18 protein-coding genes are annotated in these 19,831 nt (G+C 68.8%); 8 read left to right on the top strand and 10 right to left on the bottom strand.

Annotated features, from left to right (window positions below; all coding sequences use genetic code 11):
- Positions 1 to 163 precede the first annotated feature (163 nt).
- Positions 164 to 1,132: a sigma-70 family RNA polymerase sigma factor gene (locus tag ACFVJ5_RS19475; protein ID WP_056811283.1), complete on the top strand. Its 969-nt coding sequence runs from the start codon at positions 164 to 166 to the stop codon at positions 1,130 to 1,132.
- Positions 1,133 to 1,255: 123 nt separating this feature from the next.
- Here ACFVJ5_RS19475 and ACFVJ5_RS19470 read toward each other — a convergent pair whose 3' ends face one another.
- Positions 1,256 to 4,210: a GNAT family N-acetyltransferase gene (locus ACFVJ5_RS19470; RefSeq protein WP_379221792.1), complete on the bottom strand. Its 2,955-nt coding sequence runs from the start codon at positions 4,208 to 4,210 to the stop codon at positions 1,256 to 1,258.
- Positions 4,203 to 5,444 (bottom strand): acetoin utilization protein AcuC, encoded by a 1,242-nt coding sequence (locus ACFVJ5_RS19465; RefSeq protein WP_379221790.1) that lies wholly within the window; start codon positions 5,442 to 5,444, stop codon positions 4,203 to 4,205. The genes ACFVJ5_RS19470 and ACFVJ5_RS19465 overlap by 8 nt, the downstream gene beginning before the upstream one ends.
- A 129-nt stretch (positions 5,445 to 5,573) precedes the next feature.
- Here ACFVJ5_RS19465 and ACFVJ5_RS19460 point away from each other — a divergent pair, with 129 nt between their 5' ends.
- Positions 5,574 to 6,260 carry a metal-dependent transcriptional regulator gene (locus ACFVJ5_RS19460; RefSeq protein WP_379221941.1) on the top strand — a complete coding sequence of 229 codons (687 nt, stop codon included), beginning with the start codon at positions 5,574 to 5,576 and terminating at the stop codon, positions 6,258 to 6,260.
- 3 nt (positions 6,261 to 6,263) lie between these two features.
- The gene (galE, locus tag ACFVJ5_RS19455) at positions 6,264 to 7,244 is read left to right on the top strand and encodes a UDP-glucose 4-epimerase GalE (RefSeq protein ID WP_379221788.1); all 981 of its coding nucleotides are present in this window, start codon (positions 6,264 to 6,266) and stop codon (positions 7,242 to 7,244) included.
- Positions 7,245 to 7,254: 10 nt separating this feature from the next.
- On the opposite strand, the gene ACFVJ5_RS19450 is transcribed toward galE, so the two are convergent.
- On the bottom strand, positions 7,255 to 8,421 hold the full coding sequence (locus ACFVJ5_RS19450; protein ID WP_379221787.1) for a DUF4192 domain-containing protein: 1,167 nt from the start codon (positions 8,419 to 8,421) through the stop codon (positions 7,255 to 7,257).
- A gap of 146 nt (positions 8,422 to 8,567) precedes the next feature.
- Positions 8,568 to 9,398, bottom strand: coding sequence for a sensor domain-containing protein (locus ACFVJ5_RS19445; RefSeq protein WP_379221785.1), 831 nt, complete (start codon positions 9,396 to 9,398; stop codon positions 8,568 to 8,570).
- Positions 9,399 to 9,523: 125 nt separating this feature from the next.
- Here ACFVJ5_RS19445 and ACFVJ5_RS19440 point away from each other — a divergent pair, with 125 nt between their 5' ends.
- The 5 genes from ACFVJ5_RS19440 (at position 9,524) to ACFVJ5_RS19420 (ending at position 16,108) form a co-directional block, all read left to right on the top strand.
- Positions 9,524 to 10,468 carry a PAC2 family protein gene (locus tag ACFVJ5_RS19440; protein ID WP_378626654.1) on the top strand — a complete coding sequence of 315 codons (945 nt, stop codon included), beginning with the start codon at positions 9,524 to 9,526 and terminating at the stop codon, positions 10,466 to 10,468.
- Between the two features lie 27 nt (positions 10,469 to 10,495).
- Positions 10,496 to 12,994 (top strand): DEAD/DEAH box helicase, encoded by a 2,499-nt coding sequence (locus ACFVJ5_RS19435; RefSeq protein WP_379221783.1) that lies wholly within the window; start codon positions 10,496 to 10,498, stop codon positions 12,992 to 12,994.
- A gap of 103 nt (positions 12,995 to 13,097) precedes the next feature.
- Positions 13,098 to 14,201, top strand: coding sequence for a type III PLP-dependent enzyme (locus tag ACFVJ5_RS19430; protein WP_379221781.1), 1,104 nt, complete (start codon positions 13,098 to 13,100; stop codon positions 14,199 to 14,201).
- Between the two features lie 8 nt (positions 14,202 to 14,209).
- Entirely contained in the window at positions 14,210 to 15,415 is a 1,206-nt protein-coding gene (gene speD, locus ACFVJ5_RS19425) for an adenosylmethionine decarboxylase (RefSeq protein ID WP_379221779.1), read from the top strand.
- A gap of 135 nt (positions 15,416 to 15,550) precedes the next feature.
- Positions 15,551 to 16,108 (top strand): hypothetical protein, encoded by a 558-nt coding sequence (locus ACFVJ5_RS19420; protein ID WP_379221777.1) that lies wholly within the window; start codon positions 15,551 to 15,553, stop codon positions 16,106 to 16,108.
- Positions 16,109 to 16,162: 54 nt separating this feature from the next.
- On the opposite strand, the gene ACFVJ5_RS19415 is transcribed toward ACFVJ5_RS19420, so the two are convergent.
- The 6 genes from ACFVJ5_RS19415 to ACFVJ5_RS19390 all read right to left on the bottom strand — a co-directional run bounded on the left by ACFVJ5_RS19415 (position 16,163) and on the right by ACFVJ5_RS19390 (position 19,785).
- Positions 16,163 to 16,375, bottom strand: coding sequence for a 4-oxalocrotonate tautomerase family protein (locus ACFVJ5_RS19415; RefSeq protein WP_379221776.1), 213 nt, complete (start codon positions 16,373 to 16,375; stop codon positions 16,163 to 16,165).
- A 96-nt stretch (positions 16,376 to 16,471) separates the two neighbouring features.
- The gene (locus ACFVJ5_RS19410; protein WP_379221774.1) at positions 16,472 to 17,212 is read right to left on the bottom strand and encodes an SDR family NAD(P)-dependent oxidoreductase; all 741 of its coding nucleotides are present in this window, start codon (positions 17,210 to 17,212) and stop codon (positions 16,472 to 16,474) included.
- Positions 17,213 to 17,326: 114 nt separating this feature from the next.
- Positions 17,327 to 17,917 (bottom strand): TetR family transcriptional regulator C-terminal domain-containing protein, encoded by a 591-nt coding sequence (locus ACFVJ5_RS19405; RefSeq protein WP_379221772.1) that lies wholly within the window; start codon positions 17,915 to 17,917, stop codon positions 17,327 to 17,329.
- A 45-nt stretch (positions 17,918 to 17,962) separates the two neighbouring features.
- Positions 17,963 to 18,565, bottom strand: coding sequence for an energy-coupling factor transporter transmembrane component T family protein (locus tag ACFVJ5_RS19400; protein ID WP_379221770.1), 603 nt, complete (start codon positions 18,563 to 18,565; stop codon positions 17,963 to 17,965).
- Entirely contained in the window at positions 18,562 to 19,242 is a 681-nt protein-coding gene (locus ACFVJ5_RS19395) for an energy-coupling factor ABC transporter ATP-binding protein (RefSeq protein ID WP_379221768.1), read from the bottom strand. The genes ACFVJ5_RS19400 and ACFVJ5_RS19395 overlap by 4 nt, the downstream gene beginning before the upstream one ends.
- A gap of 12 nt (positions 19,243 to 19,254) precedes the next feature.
- Positions 19,255 to 19,785, bottom strand: a complete 531-nt coding sequence (locus ACFVJ5_RS19390; protein WP_379221939.1) for a biotin transporter BioY — start codon at positions 19,783 to 19,785, stop codon at positions 19,255 to 19,257.
- Positions 19,786 to 19,831: the final 46 nt, after the last annotated feature.

Raw genomic sequence — 19,831 nt, 5'->3', positions numbered from 1 at the left:
CCGCGGTGGCGGCGAGTTCCGACCACGACGCTCTTCTCAGGAACTTCTCAGCCGTTGGGGTGGGAACCAGCAGCTCAGAGCGGTTTATCGACCGCGGGATCGGGAACTTTCTCTAAGTCGGGTCCGTTGATCGGAGTGAGACACCACCGACAGGAGGCAAGTCATGACAAGCCCCGCCACCACTCGTTTGCGCCCCAGCGAGGCCGATATCGACGCCCAGAGCCCCGCAGCCGATCTGGTACGCGTGTACCTCAACGGAATCGGACGCACGGCACTGCTCACGGCGGCCGACGAGGTCGAATTGGCCAAGCGCATCGAGGCGGGCCTGTATGCCCAGAACCTGCTGTCAACCGGTAAGCGGTTGACAGCGGCTCGCAAGCGTGACCTGGCGATTCTGGTTCGCGAGGGCTCTGCCGCCCGCTCGCACCTGCTCGAGGCCAACCTGCGTCTGGTCGTATCCCTGGCCAAGCGCTACACGGGCCGCGGCATGCCGCTGCTGGACCTGATCCAGGAGGGCAACCTCGGACTGATCCGCGCGATGGAGAAGTTCGACTACGCCAAGGGCTTCAAGTTCTCCACCTACGCCACCTGGTGGATCCGTCAGGCCATCACCCGCGGCATGGCCGATCAGAGCCGCACCATCCGGCTGCCCGTGCACCTGGTCGAACAGGTGAACAAGCTCGCCAGGATCAAGCGTGAACTGCATCAGCAGCTGGGCCGCGAGGCCACCGACGCCGAGCTCGCCAACGAGTCGGGCATCCCGGTGGAGAAGATCGCCGATCTGCTCGATCACAGCCGCGACCCGGTGAGCCTGGACATGCCCGTCGGCAACGACGAGGAGGCTCCCCTCGGCGACTTCATCGAGGACTCCGAGGCCACCTCCGCGGAGAGCGCCGTCATCGCCGGCCTGCTGCACCACGACGTGCGCAGCGTCCTGGCCACCCTCGACGAGCGCGAACAGCAGGTCATCCGCCTGCGCTTCGGTCTCGACGACGGCCAGCCGCGCACCCTGGACCAGATCGGCAAGCTCTTCGGCCTGTCCCGTGAGCGGGTCCGCCAGATCGAGCGCGAGGTCATGTCCAAGCTGCGCAAGGGCGACCGCGCCGACCGCTTGCGCGCCTACGCCAGCTGATCCGAGAACTCGACGGCCCCGCGGGGTCGTCTGCCGAAACGCCGACCGGCGACCGCGCACCCCTCCCCTCCGGGTCGCGAGCCGGTCGGCGTTGTTCGTTCCACCGGACCCACCGGCCATCGTTCAGGCCAGCCGACGGGGGCCGGTGTCGAAGCGGCTCGGTTCCGGACCGATGCGCGCTCGGGCGTAGATGATCTCCGCCGAGGCGGAGGCGGCCAGCACGGGGTCGCAGGAGAGTTCACGCATCTGCGGGATGTCGTCGAACAGGGCCGAAATGCGTTGAGCCAGCTCGGCCAGCGCGGCTTTGTCGACACCCACTCGGCCCGGCCCGTCCGACAACAGTGGCGCCGCGCGTGGTGCGTCGATGAGCGCGGTCGCTTCCTCCTCGGTCAGGGGTAGGGCGCGGTAGGCGCGGTCGCCGAGCAGGTCGATGATCATGCCGGACAGGCCGAATTGGATGACCGACCCGAACGAGGGGTCGTCGGTGACGCGCAGCACGCAGCCGACGCCCTTGGTCGCCATCTGCTGCACGTGCAGCAGCGGATCGCCGCAGATCTCCACCAGGTCGGTGTAGGCCTGCCGAACCGCGTCCGGTCCCCACAGGTCCAGACGCACCCCGATCAGATCCGGTCGGCGCCGCCACAGCTCCCCCGTGGCCTTCGCCGCGACCGGATAACCGAGTTCCTCGGCCGCGGCGACCGCCTGGTCGGCATCGCGGACTGCCCGGAACTCGACCACGTCGATGCCGTAGCACCCGAGTAACCGCACCGCCTCCTCGTCGGTGAGCCACCGCCCGCCCGACTCGGCGAGCCAGCCCTCCACCAGCGCCGCCGCGGCCGCGGTGTCGATTCCGGGCGGGCGCACCACCGGCGAGATCGGCCGATCCCGCCAGCGCGCGTACCGGTCCACCCGGGCCAGCGCACGCGCGGCCCGCTCGGGATCCGGATAGGACGGGATGGACCCACGCGCCGGCGCGCCCGCGGTGGTACGCACCGCCAACTGTCGCGGAATGCCCGATTCCGCGACGAACGTGGTGAGCACCGGCTTGTCCGGCGCCGCCGCGGCGGCCGCCCGCAGTGCATCCCCGAAGCCTTCCATCGGCACCGGAACAGGCGGGGCGACCACGACGATCACCGCGTCGACCTCCTCGCTGCGCAGCGCGGCGAGGACCGCTTCCCGGAAGTCGGCCGGTGTCGCCTCCGGTCCGAGATCCACCGGTCCGTCCACGATCGCAGCACCCACGCTCCGCACGGTCGGCCCGACACCGTCCTCGGAGTGGCTGGTCGGCCCGGCGCTGTCCGCGGTCCGGCCGGTCGCCCCGGCATCAAGGCTCCGGCTACCCCGCCGCGCACCGCGCAATCCCCACGCCGTCCGCCCGGCACGCTCCGCGCCTCGCTCGGCCCGCTCCACCGGAGCGCTGCGCAGGTCCGGCTCCAGCGGCCGCGCGCCCTGCACGCCGCGTTCGGTGGGTCGGGCGCCGGGGCCTCGGTCGACAGCGGTGACGGGCCGGTGCACCCGCAGCCCTTCGCTGCGGGCGGCGTCGATGGCCAGCCAGTTCAGCGCGGCGCTGTTGCCGACCACGGCGACCCGGGGACCCTTCGGCAGTGGCTGACAGGCCAGCAGGGCGGCACAGTCGAACAGTTCGGAGATGGAGTCGACCTGGATGATCCCGGCCTGGCCGAAGAGGTCGCGGACCACGATGCGGTCCATGTCGGCGCCGGCCGCCAGGCGGCCGCTGCTCACCGCCACGATCGGTTTGCCGCGGGCCACCCGGCGTGCCAGCCGGGAGAACTTGCGCGGGTTGCCGAAGCTCTCCAGGTACAGCAGAATCACCTCGGTATCGGCGGCGGTGTCCCAGTACTGGAGCAGGTCGTTGCCCGAGACGTCGGCCCGGTTTCCCGCCGAGACGAACGTCGACAGGCCGAGATTGCGGGCCGCGGCCTCGCCGAGGATCGCCGCGCCGAGCGGGCCGGACTGGCAGAAGAAGCCGATTCGCCCGCGCTGGGGAAGCACCGGGGCCAAGGTGGCGTTGAGGCCGACCGCAGGGTCGGTGTTGGCGATGCCGAGCGCGCTGGGGCCGACCACCCGCATCCCGTGCCCGCGCGCCGCGGCGACCAGGTCGTGTTCGGCGGCCAGCCCGGCCGCCCCGGTCTCGCCGAAGCCCGCGGTCAACACGACCAGACCCTTGACCCCCTTGGCCATGCAGTCGTCGAGGACCGCCCCGATCGCGGCCGGTGGCACCGCCACCACCGCCAGGTCCACCTCGTCGGGGATCTCGCTCACCGTGGCGTAGGCGCGCACGCCACGGACCGAGCGCCGGTGCAGGTTCACCGGGAACACGGGCCCGCTGAAACCGCCTGCCAGCAGATTCGCGAGGACCGCGCCGCCGACCCTGGTCTGTTCCGGTGACGCGCCGATCACCGCGACCGAACCGGGTGCGAGCAGATTGCCGACACTGCGCGCTTCCGAGGCCGCCTCCCGCGAATCCCGCACGGTGCGAAGCGCTTCGGTGGGGTCGATGGCGAATTCGAGGTGTACCTCGGAACCGTCACGACTGCGCTGCAGTTGGTAGCCGGCCTCACGGAAGACCGTGATCATGGCCTCGTTCTCGGCCAGCACCTCGGCGACGAAGGCGATCACCTCGTTCTCGGCGGCGGCACCGGCGAGGTGTTCGAGCAACACCGAGCCGAGCCCACGCCCTTGGTGCTCGTCGGCGACCACGAACGCCACCTCGGCCGCGCGTGGGCCCGGCCGGGCGAGCAGTTCGTAGCGGGCCACGCCGATGATCGACGTGCCGAGGACCGCGACGAGACCGACCCGATCGCGGTAGTCGACGTGGGTGGTGCGGTACATGTCCTTCGGCGAGATCTGCGGGTACGGACCGAAATAGCGCAGGTATCGGGTGCGATCGGACAGGCCGGTGTGAAAGGCCGCGAGCGCGTCGGCATCGGCGGGCACGATCGGGCGCACCCGGACCACGCCACCGTCGGCGGCGAGCACATCGCCGTACCAATGCTGCGGCGGCGCAGGCGGATTCGCGGGCGTGTCGGCGGTGTCGGGTAGCAGCGGCTCAGTCACGAGGATCCTCCGGATCGAGCCCGAGCAGGCCGAAACCGGCCCGCCGAGTGGCCGTGATGGCGGTGTCGACCGCGCGCTGTGCGCGGATCTGGCCCGCGTCGCCGATCTCGGGTGTGCCGCCGGGACCGTCCCAGGCCCGGTAGGCGGTGTCGCCTCCGTCACCCATGGTCGTCGGTGGTTGCACGCGCGGCGCGGATGCTCGGACCTGGTCGATCCAGTCGGCGGGCACCGGCGTTTCGGGGGCCAGAGGCCGGTCGAGTGCCGCGGCGAGCAGGTGGGTCCAGGCGCGCGGCACCACCCGCACCACGCCGTATCCGCCGCCGCCGATGGCCAGCCACCGCCCTTCGGCGTGTTCGTCGGCGAGGTCGCGCATCGCGAGGAAGGCCGCGCGCTGGCCGTCGACGGTGAGTTCCAGGTCGGCCAGCGGATCTTCGCGGTGGGTGTCGACACCGCACTGGCTGATGATGATCTGCGGCCGGAAGGCGGCGACCGCGCCGGGCACCACCGCGTGAAACCCCCTCAGCCACTGCGCATCCCGGGTGCCCGGCAGCAGCGCCAGATTGATCGAGGTACCGTCGGCCGCCCCGACCCCGGTCTCCTCCGGCCAGCCGGTATTGGGCCACAACGTCGCCGGATGCTGGTGTATCGACACCGTGAGCACCCGGGGATCGGCATAGAACGCGCGTTGCACGCCGTCGCCGTGATGGACGTCGACATCGAGGTAGGCGATGCGGTCGAAGCCGTGGTCGAGCAGCCACGAGATGGCGATCGCGGCATCGTTGTAGACGCAGAACCCCGCCGCCGAATCCGGCATGGCGTGGTGCATTCCACCGCCGATGCTCACGGCCCGGCGAGTACGGCCCGCCGCGATCTCCCGGGCGGCGGCGAGAGTGCCGCCGACGATCACCGACGCGGCCTCGTGCATGTGCGGGAACACCGGATTATCGGCGGTTCCGAGCCCGTAGAGGGCATCCTCGGGCGTCGGCGGCCCCTGTCCGGCCCGGCGCACCGCCTCGATGTAGGAGCTGCTGTGGACCCGCATCAGGTCGGCCTGAGTGGCCGCGTCGGGCGCCAATGGCTCGACACCGTCGAGAAGACCTAGGCTTTCGGCCAGCGACATGGTGTATTGCAGGCGCGCCGGCTTCATCGGATGCTCCGGACTCCAGGTGTAGCCGAGGAATCGCTCGGTCCACACGACGGTCCCACTGGTTTCGCTGCGCGGCGACGTGACCATGGTCGCCACGCTAGCCGGAAGCAGCAGCCCCCGTGCGGCGTTGACATGCAGTAGAAATAGGGCCGCTGGTCCGACGGGCGGACCGGCGTTCGCGCGTGGGTAGAATTCGTGCTGACGAAGGGGTATCAGGTGAAGGATCTGGTCGACACCACGGAGATGTATCTCCGTACCATCTACGACCTCGAGGAAGAGGGCGTGGTGCCGTTGCGGGCACGCATCGCCGAACGCCTCGAGCAGAGTGGTCCGACGGTGAGCCAGACGGTCGCGCGGATGGAGCGCGACGGCCTGTTGCTCGTCGCGGGCGACCGCCATCTCGAGCTCACCGACAAGGGCCGTTCCATGGCCGTCTCGGTGATGCGCAAGCACCGGCTCGCCGAGCGGTTGCTGGTCGACATCATCGGTTTGGACTGGGAGAACGTCCACGCCGAGGCGTGTCGCTGGGAGCACGTGATGAGCGAGGAGGTGGAGCGGCGCCTGATCGAGGTGCTCAACCACCCGACCACCTCGCCCTACGGCAACCCCATCCCCGGTCTGGACGAACTCGGCCTCGGCGACGTGCCCGCCGCCGAGGAGAAGCTGATCCGGCTCTCCGATCTGCCCAACGGCGCGCTGCACGCGGTGGTCGTGCGCAGGCTGGCCGAGCACATCCAGACCGACCCGGAGGTCATCGGGCGGTTGCGTGAGGCGGGCGTGGTGCCCGACGCACGCGTTACCGTGGAGACCAAGCCGGGTGCGGTGCTGATCACGGTGCCGGGCCACAACGGTTTCGAACTGTCCGAAGAGATGGCGCATGCCGTCCAGGTGAGGCTGGTCTGATTCGTGAAACTTCTTGTCACCGGCGGCGCCGGCTACGTGGGTGGCGGCTGCGCCGCCGTGCTGCTCGAACAGGGCCACGAGGTGGTCGTAGTCGATGACCTCTCGACCGGTAACGCCGACGGGGTGCCGGCCGGTGCCCGGTTCGTCGACGGCGATATCGCCGTCGCCGCTCCCGATCTGCTGCGTGCCGAATCCTTCGATGGTGTTCTGCATTTCGCGGCGCAGTCGCTGGTCGGCGAGTCGGTGGAGCAGCCGGAGAAGTACTGGCACGGCAACGTCGTGAAGACGCTGACGCTGCTCGAGGCGATCCGCGAGACCGGGACACCCCGCCTGGTGTTCTCCTCCACCGCCGCGGTGTACGGCGAGCCCGAACAGGTCCCGATCACCGAAGCCTCGCCCACTCGCCCCACCAATCCCTATGGTGCGAGCAAGCTGGCCATCGATCACGCCATCACCTCCTACGCGGTGGCGCACGATCTGGCCGCGACCAGCCTGCGCTATTTCAACGTGGCGGGCGCCTATGCCGGGCTCGGCGAGAACCGGGTGGTGGAAACACATCTGATCCCCCTCGTGTTGCAGGTGGCACTGGGTCACCGCAAGGCCATTTCGGTGTACGGCACCGACTGGCCGACACCGGACGGTACGTGTGTGCGTGACTACATCCACATCCGCGACCTGGCGCAGGCGCATCTGCTCGCGCTGTCGTCGTCGCAGCCGGGCACGCACCGGATCTGCAACCTGGGTTCGGGCACGGGTTTTTCGGTGCGCGAAGTGATCTCGGCGTGCGAGCGGGTCACCGGTCTGCCGATCGAGACGATCGACGCGCCGCGCCGCGCCGGCGATCCGGCCGTCCTGATCGCCTCCAGTGACCGCGCGGTCGCCGAACTGGGCTGGCGACCCGAGCACAACGACCTCGACGAGATCGTTTCCGACGCCTGGGATTTCCTGCGTTCCCTCGGCACCAAGGCTCACAGCGCTCACTGACCTGCCTGCCTCACAGGGTGATCGGGCCGATGTCGACGCCGAGATCGGCGGCGATCTGGTGACCACACAGCGCGAGTCTGCGCAGCCGTTCGGGCCGCAGCCCGGTCTGGAGTGAGGTCTCCAGCAGCATCGCCATCGCGTGCTCGGCGTCGGCCTCGACGGCAGCGGCGATCGCGACGCCGGCGAACGGTCCGTCGCCGCGCAGGTATGCGCTGAACCCGAGCAGGGCCGCTGCTTCGGCGCGGTCGGTACCGGGTGTCGCCCTGGCCAGCTGCGCCCACAGCCGCTCGGCGGCCTCGGCGTGATCGCCGACCGCCAGGCCGTATACCGCGTCGCGGATCGGCCGGTCACGCAGGGTCACGGCCAGTCGCGCGAGTTCGCGCGCGGCACGCGGTGCGCCGGACGCGGTGTCGGCGATCTGCCACAGCACCCATTCCAGCGCCCGTCGCTGATAGGCCGTGGCGTTCCCGGCGCGCGTCGCCGCCGCCAGCCCACCCCGGTACCGCGCGTCCGCAGGCCCGAGCTGGGCGCGCACGCGCACGCTCAGCAGTTCGTCGGGAACCATCAGCGCCGTCATCTCCTGGCGCGAACCGCGAATCTGCTTGCCTTCCAGCACATGTGACACCGCGACGATCGAGGACGACGGATCGGCGACCAGGCCGGTCCCGACCAGGCCGAACACGCTGCGGTAGCGTTCGCCCGCCGCGATCGCGGGGACCGACCAGGCGCCGCGGACCGCGATCCCGTCCTCGGCCAGTACCTCGATCAATTCGGCCGCGCGCAGGACTTCCTCGCCGTCGAACTCGGCGCGGTCCTCGACGAAGACGGCGAGCACGCCGGTCGCTTCTTCGCGCAGGCAGATCGATGCCAGGCAGGCGGTGAACTGGTCGAGGAGCCGGATGTCGGTGGCCACGTCGAGGTCGAAGCGCACCACCGCCTCGATCGCCTCGGCCGCGCCGCCCGCCACCTCGTGCAACACGGCGATGACGAGGGACCGTTCGGGGACGAAACCGAGCATCGCGGGCAGGGCGGCGATCAGCTCACCGGGTTCGTCGACCCGCAGCGGCGGACGCGGCAGTCCGCCGGGATAGCGGGGAGTGGATTCGGCGCAGCCGAGTGCGCGGGGAAACGGTCCGGAGCGCTTGACCCGGCGGGTGGGGTTCGTCGAAGGCGTCATGGCTCCACGGTGCCCGCCGGCTCGCGCACACCGGCTGCACCGACCTGGGCTTTCATCCGCCCTGTGCGTAGCGCCGAAGCTGTGGAGCAACCCCGGTCCCGGCCACGCGCCGTGGGCGAACCTGTCACCGCCTGGTGGTAGGCGCTTCAGCTACCGCGTACGGCGGCGGCGGCGGTGGCGAACATCTCGTCCACCGCGGCCGTATCCGGTTGTCCCGCACCGAAAGTCATCGACGTCACCGTGATGCGTACATCGCCGATCTGCCCGATCGAGGTCTGCATCGTCTGGGTCAGCCCCGCACCGCCGACGTCGGGAACCACGGTGCGCCGCAACGCTATCGCATCGTCGGTACCGGCGGGGGTCACCCGGTCGAGCGCGGTCGTGACCGTGGACCCCGCACCCGCCCGCCGAACCTGGATCAGCCCGCACTCGTCGAGCCGATCGCGCAGCGACGACACCGGTTCGGCGCTGCGCGACAACTCGACGGTCAGGGTGGCCCGGCTCGCGTCATCGGTCCCCACCGCCACCGCCGCGGGCTCCCCGCCGGGCTCGGCCTCGACCGGCGTGCATGTCGCCGGGCTGACGGTCGCGCCCGCCCCCACTCCGTCGAGATCGCCCGCGGCGGCCGCCGCCGCCTGCGCGGGCAGCACAACCGCCGGATACCGGGCCGGAAACTGCGATGGCGCGGGCAGTAGCTCGGCCAGCGAACCATCGATCTGCCGCACCGAGACCGCGCTCTCGGCGACCGGCGTCCCGCTGACGCTCTGCGCACACCCGGTGAGCGCGAACGACACGGCCACCAACCCCAGCCACCAGCGGCGCAGGCCCGGATCACCCGCGCGGATCGGTGTCGCCTGCGCCATGTTCACACCGTCCACTGTGCCCCACCGCCCCGATCGGCCCGGTCGCGCCACGCCGGACGGGATGCGCGGCACAGCCCGGTCCCCGCGCCGGGCGGGAATGCGCGCGGTGTCCATGCTGTTGCCTAACAGGACGAGCCGTCCCCGGCCGTGTGTGATGGCACTGCTCGCGTGGGGGACAATGGAGATCCGCTTCCCCACCCCCGCGAGCGATGGTGGACCGCGCAGGAAGGAGAAACGCGATGGATGACCAGTCGCATATGTACGAACTGGAGTTTCCGGCGCCGCAGTTGTCCTCGGACGACGGTGCGGGCCCCGTGCTGGTGCACGGTCTGGAAGGTTTCACCGACGCCGGACACGCCGTGCGTCTGGCGACGACCCATCTGCGCGAGAGCCTCGAATCGGAGCTGGTCGCCTCCTTCGATGTCGACGAGTTGCTCGATTACCGTTCACGCCGCCCGCTGATGACGTTCAAGACCGATCATTTCGCCGACTACGCGGAACCGGAACTGAACCTGTGGGCGCTGCGCGACACCGCGGGCACCCCGTTCCTGCTGCTCTCGGGCCTGGAACCGGACCTGCGCTGGGAGAAGTTCACCACTGCGGTGCGGCTGCTGGCCGAACAGCTCGGCGTGCGGCGCACGATCGGCCTGTCGGCGATCCCGATGGCGATCCCGCACACCCGTCCGCTCGGTGTCACCGCGCATTCCTCGGATCGTTCGCTGATCGGCGAGCACCAGCGCTGGCCTGGCGAGTTGCAGGTGCCGGGCAGCGCGTCGTCGCTGCTCGAGTACCGGATGGCTCAGCACGGCCACGAATCGCTCGGTTTCTCGGTGCACGTGCCGCACTACCTGGCCCAGACCGATTACCCCGAGGCCGCGCAGACGCTGCTGGAGAACTTCGCCGACAACGCGGGCCTGGACCTGCCGCTCTCGGCGCTGGGTGAGGCGGCCGCGCGCGTGCGTGAGCAGGTCGCCGAGCACATCGCGGGCAACGAGGAGGTGGAGACGGTCGTCACAGCGCTGGAACGCCAGTACGACAGTTTCGTCACCGCGCAGGAACGCCAGTCCAGCCTGCTCGCCGCCGACGGGGAACTGCCCAGCGGTGAGGAGCTCGGCGCGGAGTTCGAGCGTTTCCTGGCCGAGCAGGGCGGTTACGACGACACCTCCGGCGACGGTAAGGACTGACCCCCCACACCCACTAGGGTGGTCGGAGTGGATCTGACCGACCTACTGGAAATTCCCGGGACCGACGCCGACGCGCTCTACGAGTCGTTCGCGGCGTGGGCTGCCGAGCAGGGCACAACCCTGTATCCAGCGCAGGACGAGGCGCTGATGGAGTTGGCGTCGGGGTCCAATGTCATTCTGGCGACGCCGACCGGCTCCGGAAAGTCTCTGGTGGCGGTCGGCGCGCACCTGTTCGCCATGGCCAACGGGCAGCGCAGCTACTACACCGCGCCGATCAAGGCGCTGGTCAGCGAAAAGTTCTTCGCGCTGTGTGAGGTGTTCGGCGCGGAGAACGTCGGCATGGTAACCGGTGACGCGGCGGTCAACGCCGACGCCCCGATCATCTGCGCCACGGCGGAGATCCTGGCGAACCTGGCGTTGCGCGAGGGCGCGGCGGCAGAGGTCGGCCAGATTGTGATGGACGAGTTCCATTTCTACGCCGACCCGGACCGTGGCTGGGCGTGGCAGGTGCCGATCATCGAACTTCCGCGCGCCCAATTCCTGCTGATGTCGGCGACATTGGGCGAGGTGGACTTCTTCGCCACCGATCTTCAAGCGCGCACCGGCCGCTCGACCACGGTGGTCGCGGGCACCGAACGTCCTGTGCCGCTGACGTTCTCGTACGTGCGCACCCCTATCACCGAAACCCTCGAAGAGCTGGTGACCACTCACCAGGCGCCGGTCTACGTGGTGCACTTCACCCAGGCCGCCGCACTCGAACGCGCGCAGGCGCTGACGAGCGTGAACTTCGCCTCCCGTGCCGAGAAGGACGCGATCGCCGCCGCCATCGGCGATTTCCGGTTCGCATCGGGCTTCGGTAAAACGCTGTCGCGGCTGATCCGTCACGGCATCGGTGTGCACCACGCGGGCATGCTGCCCAAATATCGCCGCCTGGTGGAGAAGCTCGCTCAGGACGGCCTGCTGAAAGTGGTGTGCGGTACCGACACCCTCGGCGTCGGCATCAACGTCCCGATCCGCACCGTGCTGCTCACCGGTCTCACCAAGTACGACGGTGTGCGCACCCGCAGGCTCAAAGCCCGTGAGTTCCATCAGATCGCCGGGCGCGCGGGTCGCGCGGGCTACGACACCATGGGCACCGTGGTGGTGCAGGCCCCCGAGCACGAGGTCGAGAACACCCGTCTCATCGCCAAGGCGGGCGATGATCCGAAGAAGCAGCGAAAAGTGGTGCGCCGCAAGCCCCCGGAGGGTTTCGTCTCGTGGAGCGAGGAGACCTTCGACCGGCTGATCGCCGCCCCGCCCGAGCCGATGGTGTCGCGCTTCGCGGTGACCAACTCGATGCTGCTCAATGTGATCGCCCGCCCGGGCAACTGCTTCTACGCGATGCGTCACCTGCTCGAGGACAACCACGAGCCGCGTCCCGCGCAACGCAAGCACATCCTGCGAGCCCTGCGCCTGTACCGTTCGCTGCGCGATGCCGGTGTGGTGCAACAACTTTCCGAACCCGACGCGAAGGGCCGAATGGCGCGGCTCACCGTCGACCTGCAACGCGATTTCGCACTGGATCAACCACTGTCGCCGTTCGCGCTGGCCGCGTTCGACCTTCTCGATCGCGAAAGTCCCACCTACACACTCGATGTCGTCTCCCTGATCGAGGCCACCCTCGAGGACCCACGCCAGCTGCTGATGGCCCAGCAGCACAAGGCCCGTGGTGTCGCCGTCAACGAAATGAAGGCCGACGGTATCGAATACGAGGAGCGCATGGAGCTCCTGGAGGACGTCACCTGGCCCAAACCCCTGGCCGAGCTGATCGATCCGATGTTCGAGACCTACCGAGCGGGCCACCCGTGGGTGTCGGAATTCGCGCCGTCACCGAAGTCGGTGGTGCGCGACATGATCGAACGCGCGATGACCTTCGCCGAACTGATCTCGCACTACGAACTGACCCGCTCCGAAGGCGTCGTGCTGCGCTACCTCGCCGATGCCTACCGCGCCCTGCGCCGCACCGTGCCCGACGCCGCCCGCACCGAGGATCTCGACGACCTCACCGAATGGCTCGGCGAGCTGATCCGCCAGGTCGACTCGAGCCTGCTCGACGAGTGGGAACAGCTCACCAACCCCGGCGCCGAGAACGACGCCCAGCAGGTAGCGTTCGGCGCCGAAACGGTGCGCCCGATCACCGCCAACGAACGCGCCTTCCGGATCATGGTGCGCAACGCCATGTTCCGCCGGGTGGAGCTGGCGTCGCGACGCCGCTGGTACGAACTCGACCAACTCGGCACCGGCCCCGACTGGGCCGAGGACTTCGCCCCCTACTTCGACGAGTACGCCACGATCGGCACCGGCCCCGACGCGCGCGGCCCGCAGCTGTTCCAGATCGAGCAGCGGCCCGGTTTCTGGCATGTGCGGCAGGTGATCGACGACCCCGCGGGTGATCACGGCTGGGCGCTCACGGCGATCGTGGATCTCGAGGAATCCGACGCCGCGGGTGAGGTCGTGTTCGACGAGGTCACAGTCACGGCAGGTTGAGTAATACCAATTGCCTATGACGAATATGACGAATGTTTGACGGATTCGTTGTTGGGTAGGCGCCGCTGATAGTCTCTCCCGGCCGCCGACCGAAAGTTCACCTGTGCCCGAATCTCCGTACCTTGTCATCGACCCCGAGCGGGTACGTGCCAACTACCGAACCCTCGACGCCGCCGTCGCTGTCGGCACCCGGATCAGGTACGCGATCAAGGCGGCGCCGGTGGCGGAACTGATCACCCTGCTCGACGACGAGGGCGCCGAGTTCGACGTCGCCAGCATCGGCGAGATCGAGCAGTGCCTCGACCTCGGCGTCGCGCCCGAGCGGCTCTGCTACGGCAACCCGATCAAGAAGAGCGCCCATATCGCGCGCGCCTTCGCCCTCGGCGTGCGCCGCTATGCCTTCGACACCGAGGACGACCTCGACCGCATCGCCGAGCACGCGCCCGGCTCCGAGGTCGAGTGCCGGTTCCTGTCCTCGGCCCCCGAATCACGGACCCCGTTCGGCACGAAGTTCGGGTGCGCGCCCGCCGAAGCTCTGCGGCTGCTGGTGCGCGCCCGGGATCTGGGCCTGAGGGTCGGCGGCCCCTATTTCCACGTCGGTTCCCAGCAGCTCGACCCCGCCGCATGGCGGATCGGCATCGAGCAGGCCGGTGCGATCGTCACGGCGTTGGCGGACAAGGACATTCACGTCACGGCGGTCAATGTGGGCGGCGGTCTGCCGATCTCCTACGTGGACGCCGCCCCCGAACTCGACGCGATCGCGGCCGCCATCACCGGTGCCGCCGCCGAGTTCCTGCCCGCGGCCATCGGCCTGATCGTGGAACCCGGCCGTGCGCTGGTGGGTAACGCGGGCACTGTGCACGCCGAGGTCGTCGGTGTGCGATTCGCGCCGGATGGCCGGCGCTGGGTGTATCTCGACATCGGCCGATACAACGGTATGGCCGAGACCGAGAACGAGTACATCGCTTACCGTTTCGTCACCGATCGCGACGGCGATCCGGTGTCGGAGGCGGTGGTCGCGGGTCCGACCTGCGACGGCGACGATGTACTGTATCAACGCACGAAGGTCCTTCTGCCGACCACGTTGCGAGCCGGTGACCGGATTCAGATCCTGCACACCGGCGCCTATACCGCGAGTTATTCGTCGGTGTCCTTCAATGGTTTTCCGCCCTTGACCGTTCATGTCTCGGGCGCTGAGCGAGAGTGAGTTTGCCCATGACGGCGGAATTCACCGGTTGGCACGTGCTGGCCGAGTTCGGTGGCGTCGACACAACCCTGTGTGACGATCTCGAACGACTCGAATCGGCGTTGCGTGAGTCTCTGATCGCGGCGGGCGTCACCATCTGCGAAGTCGTTCATAAAAAGTTCGATCCGCAGGGGGTGACCGTCCTCGCGCTGTTGTCGGAGTCTCACGCCTCGATTCACACTTATCCGGAGTCCGGCGACATCTTCGTCGACGTCTTCACCTGCGGCAGCATCGGTGCGGGCGCGACGAAAGCAGTCGAACTGCTCCGAGACAAGTTGTCCCCCACCACAGTTCGGATGCAGACGGTCCAGCGTGGCCACGGCGCCGAGAAGATCTACGAACCGGTGGGCGACGGCCTGACCCGGATCTGGGATCTGCACGAGGTGATCGTGGATACGAACACCCCGTTCCAGCACATGGTGATCGCGCGGACCGATCAGGGGATCTCCCTGTTCTCCGACGACGATCGTCAGTCCACCGAGTTCTCCCAGGTCACCTACCACGAGGCCATGATGGTCCCGGCGTTCGTGCTGGCGGAGAAGCTCGATCGGGTGCTGATCATCGGTTCCGGTGAGGGTGTGGCCTCGCAGATGTCGGTGGCGGCCGGGGCGACCCTGGTCGACCACGTCGATATCGATCAGCGCGAAGTGGAGCTGTGCGCCGAGCACCTGCCCTACGGCTACACCACCGCCGAGCTCGCCGCCGCGGTGCGGCACGAGGGCCCGGTCCACGTGCACTACGCCGACGGCTGGGACTTCCTGGCGAACGCGCAGGCGGCGGGTACCCGCTACGACGTGATCGTCATCGATCTGCCCGACGAGCGTGTCGAGGACGCCCAGCACAACCGCCTCTACGAGTCGGAGTTCCTGTCCCGATGTAAGGCACTGCTCGCCCCCGGCGGCGTGCTGTCGGCGCAGGCCGGCTGCGCGACCATGTGGCGCAACGAGACGCTGAAGCGTTCGTGGGGTCGTTTCCACGAGCAGTTCGCCACCGTGGTCCCCTACGGCAGCGACGAGCACGAATGGACCTTCCTGTTCGGCCTGAACGAGAAGATCGACGACCCGGTCCGCGGTATGCGCGACCGTCTCGCCCTGCTCCCCTACCGCGCCGAGACCATCGACGCGCGGGCATTGGAGCGCGGCGCGGTCGAGCCGTACGCCCTGCGCGACCGGTAGGACGACCACAGACAGCGGGCCGCGACGCAGTATGCGTCGCGGCCCGCTGTTGTCGCCTCCGGCGAAAACGGCACCGGTGGGCGCCGCCACTTGGCACCATGCGAGGACCGAGTTTCGACAGAATCGAGTCCGCCCATGAAGCCGACACCCTTGTCCGCGCCCGGCCTGATGCCGGTCCGCAGCCCGTCCGACCACCGACCCCGCCTCGACGCGCTGTCCGCGGCGGGAACCACCGAATTCCGCGGGCTCTTCGCCGGGGCTCCCGACGTGACGGCGGCCGACTTCGCGCGGCTCGACGGCGACGTGACGATGCGTTCGTTCCCCGGGTCCGGCGAGCGACTACTGGGGACGGCGATGGCTCGGCCGTCGTACTTCTGGGTGGCCAAGTCGTTTCGTCACGTGGACGAGGCGGCGGTCGGCCACAATGTCTTCCGCCTGCTCGGCGGCATCCGTGCGTTGAATTTCGTTGCCACGGTCGGTGATTCCGTGATCGACGGACGACCGGCGGTGCTCTTCGACTACGACGATCCTCGCGTGGGCTCCCGCAGACCCGCCCGGCGGATCTACGACGAACTCCGCGAGATCGAACCGGACCTGTGGCTGGGCCCGAGCTACTTCTCGACGCGGGGCAAGCGAATCCCGATGGGCTGGTTCGCACTCGACGCCTCGGTGCCGTTCGACGGACCCGCCTGAGTCGGTGAGCCGGACGGATGTTCCGGCTCACCGATCACTCAGCTCTCGGATCACTCAGCTCTCGGCCGCGCGCTTCGCCCGGTACTCGGCGACGTTCAGCCCGCCCACACCCCAATCTGTCAGCGGCACTTCGTCGATCACCACGAAGGTGTGGTCGGGATCCTTGCCGAGCACATCGAAGAGCAGATCGGTGACGCCCTTGATGAGCTGCGCCTTCTGCTCGGTGGTGACCCCTTCATTGGTGACCTTGATGTTCACGTACGGCATGAGCGTGTCCTTTCGATGGGTGCAGCTCTCACAGGATGACCGGAGGTCGGGGCGCTGCGCACCCGAATCCGTTGTGTAGGAGCTGTTTTCGCTGATTCAGGCTGCTCGGCCGGAAATGAAGCCGCCGTCGACGGGCAGGATGTGGCCGGTGACGAACTCGGCGTCGGCGAGATACAGCACGGCCGCGGTGGTGTCGGCGACCTCGCCGATCCGGTTCAGCAACGCCAGCGCGCCCGACGCGCGCTCGTCACCGTCACCGAAGAGCGGGGTGCGGATGATGCCGGGGGCCACCGCGTTCACCCGGATTCCGGCGGAGGCGAGTTCGGCGGCCAGGCTGGTGGTGAGCGCGTGCACACCGCCCTTGCTGATGAGCGCGGCCGAGGCGGGCAGACCGGCGAGGGCGTGGTCGATCAGAACCGTGCCGATGTTGACGATGCTGCCGCCTTCGCCCTGGGCGAGCAGCTGTCGAACGACGGCCTGGGTGGTGAAGTAGGTCCCCTTGAGGTTGCCGCCGAGGTAGCGATCGAGTTCGGCCTCGGTGACGTCGACGAACGGCGTGGCCCCGAAGACGCCCGCGCTGTTGATCAGCGCGTCGACCCGGCCGAACCGATCGAGCGCGGTGCGCACGTACGCCGAACCCGTTGCGGGCGAGGCGATGTCACCGACCACGGCAGCCACCTGCTCGGGCGCGGCCAGTTCGGCGGCGACCTCGGCGAGCTTGTCCGCGTCGCGCCCGCCGAGAACGACGTTGTCGCCGCGGGCGACGAGAGCACGAGCGACGTCACGCCCGATGCCGCTGGAACCACCGGTCACCACGACCGTCTTCGATGTGGACATGAACTGATCCTTTCGGCAAATATACGACCGGTCGTCTTGGAATGGCGACCGCAAAGGACGACCCGAGGGCCGATGATGGCAGTGAGGTCGACACCGGATCGGCGCCGACGGGAGTTACGGCCGGAAGTAGTCGTCGAGCAGCCGACGCAGACATTTGTCGAGCGGCTCGACGGTGCGGTCGATCTTCATCCGGATCACCGCACCCTCCCAGGATTCGAGGAGCAGATCCGCCAGATCCACGGCGTCGATGTCGGCGCGCACGGTGTCCTGCGCCTGCGCCTCACGCAAGGCGCCGGCGATGCCGTCGCGCCAGACCGCCCAGGCATTCGACAGCGACTTCCGCAGCAGCTCACTACCTTCCAGTTCCCCACCGAGGTTGGCGATCAGGCAGCCGCCGGTGTACTCGGAGGCGACGAAATCGTCGGTCAGGGTGGCGAAGAAGGCGCGGATACCGCTGAGTGGGTCCGGTGCCGCGGCGAACGCGGCGGCGAGATTGCGCCGCACGCACTGCGAGTGGTGCTCGATGACCGCCTGGGCGAAGCTCTCCTTGCTGTCGAAGTAGTTGTAGAACGAACCCTTCGGCACCCCGACCTTGTCGAGTACCTGCTTGATGCCGGTGCCGTGGTAGCCGTTGGACAGCAGGCCGACCGCGCCCTCCTCGATGAGAAGCGCTCTCGTGTCGTCGCTGCGCCGTGGTCGTGCCATGCGGAGAACTATACGACCGGTCGTCTAGGAATGGCAAGGCCGATTTCAGTCGTCGTCGACACCGCGTGCGGCCAGGGCTTCCCCCATCGCGTCGGCGGTCCGCAATGCCCGCACCAGCACAGGCGTGACCAGTGCTGTCGCCGACCACGACACCCCGCGCGCTCGCCGCGCCTCGCCGACATCGTGGACGATCTGCGCCAGCAACGGAACACACCGAATGGCCAGCGCGAGAAGCAGACTCACCCGCTCCGGGTTCACACCGACGCGGCGCAGCGGGCCGAGCGCGCGAGTCAGCGCATCGAGCATGGCGGTGACCCGCGTGGTCACCGTGACCAGGGCCGCGAGGGCCACCGACACGAGCAACACCCCGCACACCACCACGGCTCGCGTCGGCGAGGTGGTGAGCAGCTGGAACACCCCGATGATCGCGGTCATCCACAGCACCGGGCGCACCTGGGCGAAGGCCACCCGCCAGGAGACGCGGGCGAGCGCGAACAAGCCGGCCACCAGCGCCGCGGCGACCAGCACACCCACCGGACCCCGGACGAACACTGTCATCGCCAGGATCGAGACCAGCAACAGCGCCAGCTTCACCCCCGCGGGCATCCGGTGCAGCGGCGAGTCGCCGGGGCAGTACAGGCCGATCATTCGATCAGGCGCCGATACGCGTCGATCGCCGCCGCCGGTGCGCCGTCGAAAACGACGCAACCGTTGTCCAGCACCACGACTCGATCGAACCCGTCGAGCAATCCGAGCTGGTGGGTCACCACGATCACCTGTTGATCGAGGGAGTTCAGTGCCTGCGAGACCCGCCGCGCGTTGCGCAGGTCGAGCAGCGTGGTCGGTTCGTCGGCGACGATCACCTCGGGCTCGCGGATCAGCGCCGAACCGATGGCCAGCAACTGTTTCTGCCCGCCGGAGAGCAGGTGTGCCGGATGGTCGGTGTGCGCGACGAGACCGAAGCGGTCCAGCATTCGCTGCACCCGTGCCGCGATATCGGTCTTGCTCATGCCGCTGCGGCGCAACGAGAACGCGAGGTCCTCGGCAACTGTCGGCATCACGATCTGGGTATCGGGGTCGGTGAACACGAAGCCGACCTTGCGCCGCACCTGCGCGCCCTTGCGGGCGACGTCGAGCCCGTCGACGGTGACGGTGCCGGTGGTCGGCTTCAGCAATCCGTTGAGCATCCGGGCCAGCGTCGATTTGCCCGATCCATTGGCGCCGATGAAGCCGACGCGGCGTTCGGTGATCCGCAGATCGATATCGCGCAGCACGGTCCGGTCACCGAAACGGTGTCCCACCGCGTCGACGACGATCTCGCTCATGACGCGCTGCGATCAGCCACGGATCAGCCCGGGATACGCGCGATGCACACCCTTCGCGACGACCGTGGCGATCACGACCTTGGCCAGGTCACCCGGCACGAAGGCGAAGTTGGTCGACACCGCCGCCCACGGGCTGAGATCGGTGCGCACCAGCAGTCCCGCGGTGCCGAACAGGTAGATGATCACGATGCCGCCGAGTGCGTTGATCAGCAGGCCGAACACGATCGGATACTTCGGCAGGATCATCGCGGTCAACAGCCCGATGACCAGCGTCGCCGGAATCCAGCCGATCAGGTAACCGGCCGTCGGCGAGGCCAGCGCGGTGAGTCCGGTGCGGCCACCGGACAGCAGCGGCAGCCCGATCATCGTCAGCGCGATGAACACCGCCACCGCGGCCGTGCCCTTGCGCGCGCCCAGGATCGCGCCGGTGAGGATCACCCCGAGCGTCTGCAGTGTGATCGGCACTCCACTGAACCCGACGGTGATCGCACCGGGCAGGCCGAGCGCGGCGATCAGGGCCGCGAACACCGCGATCTGCGCCATGTCCCGTGCGGTGAATGCGGTTGCCCACTTCGGGGATTTCTCGACT

Origin of the sequence: Nocardia sp. NPDC127606 (assembly GCF_042671725.1) — a bacterium.
In the GTDB taxonomy this organism is placed as follows: Bacteria; Actinomycetota; Actinomycetes; order Mycobacteriales; family Mycobacteriaceae; genus Nocardia.
Note: the sequence above shows the minus strand (reverse complement) of the source record. Positions and strands in the feature narration are given on the sequence as shown.